At 68.8% G+C, this 8,367-nt stretch carries 7 protein-coding genes and 1 pseudogene; 5 read left to right on the top strand and 3 right to left on the bottom strand.

The annotated features are described in order from the left end of the window. Nucleotides 1–660 (bottom strand): annotated as a pseudogene (locus ABGB16_RS32465) (hypothetical protein); the annotation flags it as partial. On the opposite strand from ABGB16_RS32465, the gene ABGB16_RS32460 reads away from it, so the two are divergent. Next, a complete protein-coding gene (locus ABGB16_RS32460; RefSeq protein ID WP_347671889.1) occupies nt 622–1,137 on the top strand; it encodes a hypothetical protein in 516 nt (171 codons plus the stop codon). The pseudogene ABGB16_RS32465 and the gene ABGB16_RS32460 sit on opposite strands and share 39 nt — an antisense overlap. A 42-nt stretch (nt 1,138–1,179) precedes the next feature. On the opposite strand, the gene ABGB16_RS32455 is transcribed toward ABGB16_RS32460, so the two are convergent. Continuing rightward, nucleotides 1,180–2,289: a uroporphyrinogen-III synthase gene (locus ABGB16_RS32455; RefSeq protein WP_347671888.1), complete on the bottom strand. Its 1,110-nt coding sequence runs from the start codon at nt 2,287–2,289 to the stop codon at nt 1,180–1,182. A 566-nt stretch (nt 2,290–2,855) separates the two neighbouring features. On the opposite strand from ABGB16_RS32455, the gene ABGB16_RS32450 reads away from it, so the two are divergent. From ABGB16_RS32450 to ABGB16_RS32435, 4 genes are all read left to right on the top strand, one after another. Then, nucleotides 2,856–4,157, top strand: coding sequence for an extracellular solute-binding protein (locus ABGB16_RS32450; RefSeq protein ID WP_347671887.1), 1,302 nt, complete (start codon nt 2,856–2,858; stop codon nt 4,155–4,157). Next, nucleotides 4,157–5,608 carry an ABC transporter permease subunit gene (locus ABGB16_RS32445; RefSeq protein WP_347671886.1) on the top strand — a complete coding sequence of 484 codons (1,452 nt, stop codon included), beginning with the start codon at nt 4,157–4,159 and terminating at the stop codon, nt 5,606–5,608. The genes ABGB16_RS32450 and ABGB16_RS32445 overlap by 1 nt, the downstream gene beginning before the upstream one ends. Beyond that, complete coding sequence (locus ABGB16_RS32440) at nt 5,608–6,528, top strand: carbohydrate ABC transporter permease (protein ID WP_347671885.1); 921 nt, start codon at nt 5,608–5,610, stop codon at nt 6,526–6,528. Before ABGB16_RS32445 ends, ABGB16_RS32440 begins: the two co-directional genes overlap by 1 nt. Nucleotides 6,529–7,044: 516 nt before the next feature. Beyond that, on the top strand, nt 7,045–7,710 hold the full coding sequence (locus ABGB16_RS32435; protein ID WP_347671884.1) for a hypothetical protein: 666 nt from the start codon (nt 7,045–7,047) through the stop codon (nt 7,708–7,710). A gap of 157 nt (nt 7,711–7,867) precedes the next feature. On the opposite strand, the gene ABGB16_RS32430 is transcribed toward ABGB16_RS32435, so the two are convergent. Continuing rightward, entirely contained in the window at nt 7,868–8,197 is a 330-nt protein-coding gene (locus ABGB16_RS32430) for an HAD family hydrolase (RefSeq protein ID WP_347671890.1), read from the bottom strand. Nucleotides 8,198–8,367 lie beyond the last annotated feature (170 nt).

The raw sequence follows: 8,367 nt of genomic DNA, 5'->3' as shown, positions 1-8,367 counted from the left end.
GGTCGATACCCACTCCATACATAACCAGATTCCCCTCGCCGAGCCCGCCGCCGTTACCATGCAACAACGTTGTAGCTGGTTAACGGCGCCATCACGATACGCCGCAGTATTCTGGGTCACAAGATCGTCGGTGCTGGAGTTGCTGGACCGTACCCCAGTCGACGTGGCCATCATGGACATTCGGCTGCCGCCAGGCGCGGACGGCGGACTGCAGACCGCCCAGCGCGTACGCGCACTGTACCCCGACGTCGGGCTGCTGCTGACCCCCTCGGCGCCGTCGGCTAGCCATTCGGCGATAAGCCAGCCCTGCGGCAGCGTGCCGTCGGCGGCGCGGGGGATGTCATGGTTGGTGGGGCGGATGCGCAGGCGTAGGGACCGGGAGCGCATCGCCGCGGTCGGGTTGCCGGGGGTGCATCGGCTGCCGGTTGCCAGGTCACATGCCGTGCCTCCTCCCGCGCCATCCTGACCGCGGATCGGACGAGGGAGAAGCGGCGCGCGCCGACCACCCAACCGCAGCGGCTGCGTCAGGGCCTGGACCTGAGCGCCGACGGCGCCTGGCGAGTGCCGGGCGTGCACGGGGGCAGCGATCTCGACCGCCTGATGGCGCACCACGCGTCCGAGATGATGCTGCGATCGCGTCTCGAGCCGCTGCTCGAACACCGCTACCAGGTTCCGGGCGCCGGCATCACCCTCGGCCTGGACACCCGGCGGGCGGAGATCTACGTCGACAAGGATGGCCGGCCGCTGGCCTTCGAGCAGAAGACCCGGCGGTACCAGCAGAACGAGTCGGGCCCGATCAACAAGGGCGACTCGTCCTCCGGCTGGGAGTTCTCGTTCGGCGTGCAGGCCGGCGCTCCCGCCGGCGGCATCAAGAAGCTCGGCTCGAACGGCGACGGCCTCGGTGCCGGTCGCGAGGGCGGCGAAGCCCACGCGGCCGAGATGAGCGAGGTCAACGAGCGCAACGTGGAGGCGAAGCGGACGTTCCACCAGTACCGCTACGACGTCACGGCGGTCATCTACGGTCCACACGGCATCCTGCTCATGGACGTGGAGAGGGGCCTCTACGTCGTGCGCGAACAGCCGTCGGCGGTTCCGGTGGCCGGGCCGCTGCCCGGCGCCGACGTGGTCGCTGAGTGAGTTGTCGCAGGTCGAGGTGTCGGGCCGGTTTGCGTGGCTGGGTCAGGCCGCCAACCGGTAGCCGCGCTTCATCACGGTCTGGATCAGGTCGACGCCGTCCAGCGGTGTGTCGTCGAAGGTCCGCCGCAGCCGCGACACCGCCATCTCGACGGCGTGGTCGTCGACGTCGGCCCAGCTCGGTGTGGCTGCCCGGATCTCCGCCGGGGACAGCACCCAACCCGGACGGCGGGCCAGCGCCCGTAACACCGAGATCGGGCCGGGCTGGACCGGAATCACCTGGTGGCCGATCACCATCGCCTGGCTGCGGATCTCCATTCGGTGACCCTGCACGTCGAGCTGGAGCGACCGTCCCGGAAGCTGGTCCGCCAGGACCTTGACCAGGTCGGGCAGGGCGGGACTGTTCGACACGTACGCGCTGAGGCCGAACGCCCGGAGCGGCTCCGCCGCCAGGTGACCCAGACAGGCCGGCACGATGTCGGCGGTCAGCGCGTTGAGCACCTCGCCGAGCACGCCGTCGGCCTCGGCCTGGCGCAACAGGTTCTCGGTGGCGGTCGCCCCGGTCAGCGCGACGGCGTCAACCTGTCGACGGATGATGACTCCGCACAGCCGGCGCAGGACGTCGCTCCGCAGCGGCGGGAGAAACCGGTTGGTGACGACCTCGACAACGGTCGCCCCGTTGCGGCGTAGGGCCTCGCAGTACTCCCGGTGTGGCTCCGACTCGATCTGCGCCACCACCCGGCGGCCGATCATCGGCTGGGCGAGGAGATAGCGGAACAGATCCTCGGTGGTCGTGGACGTGGTTGCCCATATCTGGCTCAGGCCGAGGTCACGCAGCGTGTCGGCGGCGTGCCCGTCGCGGGCCAGCAGACGGGCGTGCGTCAGCCGGTCGATGAGCGCGTCGAGATGGCCGGTCTGCCGGACCACGCGCAGCCAGGCCCGCAGGCCCAGGCCCGACGACACGATGACCTCGTGCACCGGTCTCGTCACGCAGCTATGGGTGGCGACAGCGACGGCCTCCGCCACCGGTTGGGCCACCGAGCGGACCGCCTGGACGTTGATCGTCCGTGCCGAGGTGGCTTCCAGCAGGGTGGCGAGGTCGTGTCGACGCCGCTCCGACAGGACGGCGACCGTGTACCCCGCCAGGTCCTCCACGCTGTCCTCCTGTCACATCGGGCCTACCTCACAGGTTGAACGGTTCCGGACGTCGCTCGGCTCACCCGTTGGGACGTTTTCGTCAGGTAGAAGTGTCGCGGTAACAGCGCAGATACAGCAGTGATGCCCAATCTCAACACCGCGACGGTTCGTTCACCGATCGGTGCTACCGGACTTTGGGACCGCGCGTCGATGTGGACGATGTTTTGCCAGCTCAAGCCGGGTTGCCGAATAGTTACCGGTGAGTCGGGCCGGATTTTCGCAAGTTGATCTTGTGAGGTGTTCGTCGGTCCCGTCACGTAACACCCAGGTGACTTCCGGGAAACGCGGTGGTGTTGAAGACTCGGCGCAATCACCGATCGGTTAATGCGATGTGATTGATTAGCACCGACCACAAGGGACGGATTAGGCGGTCCGACCGCCGATCCGGAACCTGGGTCGGCGTCTGCCCGTCGACCGCGGCTGAGCTGCCACTCAACCGCGGTCGACTCCGAACACGGGGCGAGCGGCGGCTCGTCGCCCGCCCCGGTCCAGTCCCGATCCGCAGACCAGATTCAGGAGTGTCCATGATACGACGATGGGTACCGCTCGCCGTGGCGACGGCGGTCCTCGCCACCGCCGCAGGGTGCGGTAGCGATGCCGGCCCGGCGTCCAGCTCGCCGGACGCGAACCTCGCCGGCAAGACGGTCGAGGTGGCGGCCACCTGGTCCGGTGCCGAGCAGGCGAACTTCCAGGCGCTGCTGGATGCCTTCGCCGCGAAGACCGGCGCGACGGTGAAGTACACCTCCGGCGGCAACGATCTGCCGGTGCTGCTCAACAGCCGGATCGCCGGGGGTTCGCCGCCGGACGTCGCGTTGATCTCGCAGCCCGGGGTGGTGGCCGAGTTCGTCAAGCGGGGCGCGATCAAGCCGCTGACCGGTGACGCCGCCGCCGCGATCAAGGCCAACTACAGCTCCGCCTGGCAGGAACTGGGCACCGTGAACGGGCAGCTCTACGGCGTCTACTTCAAGGTGGCCAACAAGTCGGTGATCTGGTACCGGGTCGACAGCTTCACCGACGCCGGTGTGCAGCCGCCGAAGACCTGGGACGAGCTCAAGACCGTGTCCACCGCGCTCGCCGACTCCGGGGTGACGCCCATGGTCGCCGCCGGTGGCGACGGGTGGGTGCTGACCGACTGGTTCGAGAACATCTACCTCCGGGTCGCCGGCCCGGAAATGTACGACAAGCTGGCCAAGCACGAGATCCCCTGGACCGACCCCAGCGTGGTCAAGACGCTGACCCTGCTGGCCGACTACTGGCGCACGCCGCGCTTCCTGGCCGGCAGTCCGACGCAGACCGCCTTCACCCAGGCGATCGCCGACGTGTTCGGCAAGTCGCCGAAGGGGGCGATGCTGTTCGAGGGCGACTTCGTCGCCTCGGAGATCAACAAACTGGGCGAGTTGAAGGTCGGCGAGTCAGCGAAGTTCTTCAACTGGCCGTCGGTCGACGGCTCGAAGCCGGCGGTGGTGACGGCGGGCGACCAGGCGGTCGCCTTCAAGGACACGCCGGAGGCGAACGCACTGATGGCATTCCTGGCCTCGCCCGAGGCGGCGAAGATCATGGCGGCCAAGGGCGGGTTCATCTCGGCGAACTCGGGACTTGACACCGCGACGTACCCGGACGACACGACCCGGGAACTCGCCGAAGCGGTGGTGAAGGCCGAATCGCTGCGCTTCGACCTGTCGGACCTCACGCCGCAGACGTTCGGCGGTGGGACCAGCGCCCACCTCTGGGTGCTGCTGCAGGACTTCCTCGCCAAGCCGATCACCCCCGAGGCATTGGCCCAGCAGCTCGAGGCCGCCGCGAAGAAGGACTTCGGAGGCAACTGATGACGATCACGCCCGACCCGGCCCAGGGCATCCGTCCGTTCCCTGCCCAGACAACCACCGGCCGGGCGAGCGTGGCCGACGGCCCCGGCGGCCCGTTGCGCGCCGCCGGTGGCCCGGGCCACCGGGACGCCCCCGGTGGCCCAGGGACCACCGCCGAGACCGCGGCCCGCCGACGGTCGCGGGAGGCCCGCCTGATGGCCGCGCTCTTCCTCGGCCCCGCCCTGGTGCTGCTGCTGGTACTGGTCTGCTATCCCATCGTCTACACGCTGTGGCTCAGCTTCCGCAGCGGTGACGGATCGAAGTTCGTCGGCTTCGACAACTACGTCGCGATGTTCACCTCGCCGAACACCCGGCGAGCCATCCTGAACAACCTCGTCTGGGTGATCGTGGCGCCTGCCGTGGCCACCACCCTTGGGCTGATCTTCGCGGTGTTGACCGAGCGGCTGCGCCGGGCGGCCGTGCTCAAGGCGGTCCTGTTCATGCCGATGGCCATCTCGTTCCTGGCCGCCGGCGTCACCTTCCGGCTGGTCTACGACGAGAACCCCGACCGCGGTGTGCTCAACGCGGCCGTCGTGTCGGTGCACGACGCCTTCGTGTCACCGTCGCGTTACTACGGCGTCGACGCTCGGGAGCAGGGCGATCTGGTGCCGACGGACGGTGGCTTCCAGTCCAGAGGGCCGGTGAACCCGGGCGAACCCGTCCGCCTCGCCCTCGTGGGTCTGCCGCCGGACCGGATCCCGACCGACGCCAGGCCGGCCACGGCACCCGCCGGCGGCCCCGGACTGCAGGGGGTGGTGTGGCTCGACTTCACCCGCGGCGGCGGCGGCCAGGCGGGGATCGTCGACGCCGGCGAGGTGGGGTTGCCCGAGATGACCGTCGAGGCGGTGAGCGACGGGGGCACGGTGGTCGCCACCGCCCGGACCGACGCCGCCGGACGGTTCGCGTTCCCCGACCTCGCCTCCGGCCCGTACGTCATCCGGCTGCCCGCCGACAACTTCACCGAGCCGTTCAACGGCGTCACCTGGCTCGGGCCTTCGTTCATCACTCCCGCGGTCATCGGGGTGTACATCTGGATCTGGGCCGGCTTCGCCATGGTGCTGGTGTCGGCCGGTCTGGCCGCCCTGCCCCGGGAAGCACTCGAAGCGGCCCGGATGGACGGCGCAAACGAGTGGCAGACCTTCCGGCACGTGACCGTGCCGCTGGTCCGGCCCGTGCTCGTCGTCGTGCTGGTCACCCTGACCATCAACGTCCTGAAGATCTTCGACCTCGTCTACGTGCTCGCACCCGAGTCGTCCCAGGACGACGCGACCGTGGTCGCCCTGGAAATGTACCGGGTCTCCTTCGGCGGCGGCCTGGACTACGGGCTCGGCAGCGCCCTCGCGGTCCTGCTGTTCGCCCTGGTGCTCCCCGCGATGCTGTTCAACATCCGGCGCCTGAGGAGGAATAGCTGATGAGCCACGCCACCACTGACACGGTGCTGGAACTGGTGCCCGCCGGTACCGCGCGGGGCGGCCGGCCGCGACCGGGGCCCTGGGCCCGGTTCATGATGCGGTTCGGCAAGGCGCTGCTGCGGCTGCTGGTGGTCCTGATCGGCGCCTTCTGGCTACTGCCGACCTTCGGTCTGGCCGTGGCGAGCCTGCGTAGCAGCGCCGACAACAGCGCCACCGGCTGGTGGACGGTCTTCACCGCACCGGCCCAACTGACCCTCGACAACTACGCTCAGGTGCTGCAGAACGAGCGGATCGTCGAGTCGCTGTGGAACACGGTACTGATCACCGTACCGTCGACCCTGCTCGTGGTGCTGCTCGGCGCACTCGGCGCGTACGCCCTGGCCTGGTTGGACTTCCCCGGCCGGGACTGGCTGTTCGTGCTGGTCGTTGCGTTGATCGTCGTGCCGGTCCAGGTGGCGATCGTGCCGGACGCGCGGATCTTCCGGGTCCTCGGCATCTACGGCGAGATCTCGGCGGTGGTCGCCTTCCACGTGGCCTTCGGGTTGCCGTTCGCGATCTTCCTGTTGCGGAACTTCTTCCTGAACATCCCGCGCGACATGCTTGAGGCGGCCCGCATGGACGGTGCCCGGGAGATGCTCATCTTCGCCCGTGTGGTGCTGCCGATCGGCTGGCCGGCCATCGCCTCGCTGGCCATCTTCCAGTTCCTCTGGGTCTGGAACGACCTGCTGGTCTCGCTCGTCTTCGCCACCTCCGACAACGCCCCGATCACCTATGCCCTGCGGGAGCAGATGCGGTCGTTCTCGTCCAACCTCGACACGATCGGTCCCGGCGCGTTCCTGTCCATGCTCGTGCCGCTGGTGGTCTTCTTCGCCTTCCAGCGCTACTTCGTGCAGGGCGTCCTCGCCGGGTCAGGAAAGTAGCGAGAAATGGATCATGGGGTGCGCGCCTGGCACGACGCAGAGGGGGGCGCGCATCCCGACGCCCGGAGCCGGGTCCGGGACCGGGACCGGGGCGGGGTCGGGCTTCGCCGACCCCACCCCGGGCACCGTCCGAGCGGCGTGCCAGCCGGTCGGATCGCCGGCCTGACCGGAGATGTCCGGCGCCCACGCCACACCTCCGACGACCTCCCGGCAGTCAGGAAGCAGCCTGGACGTTCGCCTGTGGCGTGCCCACGGAAGCGGCATGGGCCGGGGAAAAGGGCTGGCCGGCTGGGGTAGTGGCCGCCGGTCAGCCAGATGGGGAGGTTCTTGATGATGGTTGATCAAGCCGTGGTCGGCTGGTCGGCCGGCTGGCTCCCGACTGGGAATGCCTCTCCGGCGGCAGGCGCTGCGCTGTTGGCAATCTCGCAGTGCCGTCAGGGACGGCGCCCACGGACCAGCACCGGTCGGCACCAGCTGTCCATACCGGTGCTGGATGTCCCACTGTGCTACGCCGGGGTGGAGCTGCAGACGTCCACCGGCATGGTCCGACTGCACGCCGAGTCGAGGGCGGTCATGCTCAGTGGCCAGCAGGTCGCCGTGCTGGCCGTCCTCATCACGGCGCGGGGAACACCCCTCAGCCGGGAGGCGATCTGGGCCGCCATGCCGCGCGGGTACCGGCCGCCAACGGCTGCCCAGATCGGCGTGGTGATCGCCAACATCCGTAAGAAGATCGGTGCCGCACGCATTCTCACCGGGGCGGACGGCTGGTGGATGCGGGACCCGATCGCGCCGGAACCGGTCGACGGCACCGACGTGCTGGCGTTCGGCGGCCTGCGACTCGATGTCGAGCATCGGTACGTCCTCGACGGGCCGGCTCGGCCCATCCGGCTCGGCCCGCAGGGGTTCGCCGTGCTGCGGTTACTCGTCGAGGCGCGGGGAGTGCCGCGTAGCAGGAGTTGGATCTGGTCGTCGTTGCCACCCCATGACCGGCCCGCCACGATCGCCGCGGTGAGCGTGGTCATCCATTGCCTCCGGGAACGCCTCGGGTGTAACCGGATCATCACAGGCGGAGGTGGTTGGCGGCTGGCTGGCCCGGTGAAGCCCCGGCCGCGCACGGCGGAGTGGGCCGGCGTGCGACTGGAGCACAGGAGTAGATGCGGTGATACCTCGCTGTCTCATTGATACCCGCAGGGCTACGGCAGGGTTGCCATATGGCCGTTTTTAGGTGCTTCTGAGTAGGTGTAGTGGCCGGTAAGGGTCTCGGCTGTTGTGGCGTAGGGCTTGCGCGATCGTGGTGGTGCCGGTCAGCCGGATCAGGCAGCGGAAGGACAAAAGTCGATCATGGATTGGGGGCAACTTCCGCCAGTTTCAGAACCGCAGCAAGCTGCCGGAGGTCGGTCACACCGTCTTCACCGGCGCCGGACCTGTTGACCCACACACCAAGGAGACCGGCTGTGTCGGCGGCCGCCGCGTCTCCAAGCTTGTTGTCGCCCACGTACGCGGTTACCGCCGGTGGGTATCCCAATGCCGCGCAGCCCGTGTGGAAGATTCGGGGGTGCGGTTTCGACGCTCCCGCCGTGTCGACGCCGACAACACACTTGAACCGGGAGAGCAGGCCGACCCGCTGGAGCTTGACCCGGGAGAAGGCGGTGTCGCATGCGGCCGCCACATCCAAGTCCGATCCGTTCGGTACCGTTTTGGAGCAACGGGCACTAGGCCGTGTCTCGTCGATCTTGGGTGAGGTCGCGTAGCCAGATCTTCATCGTGGCGATGTCGACGGTGGCCCGGTACATGTAGTCGCGCTTGTCGTACCTGGTCGCGACCGCCCGGAACTGCTTG

It is taken from the genome of Micromonospora sp. B11E3, from assembly GCF_039871625.1.
GTDB lineage: Bacteria > Actinomycetota > Actinomycetes > Mycobacteriales > Micromonosporaceae > Micromonospora.
The sequence above is the reverse complement of the archived record's forward strand: the minus strand, read 5'-3'. Positions and strand labels throughout refer to the sequence as shown.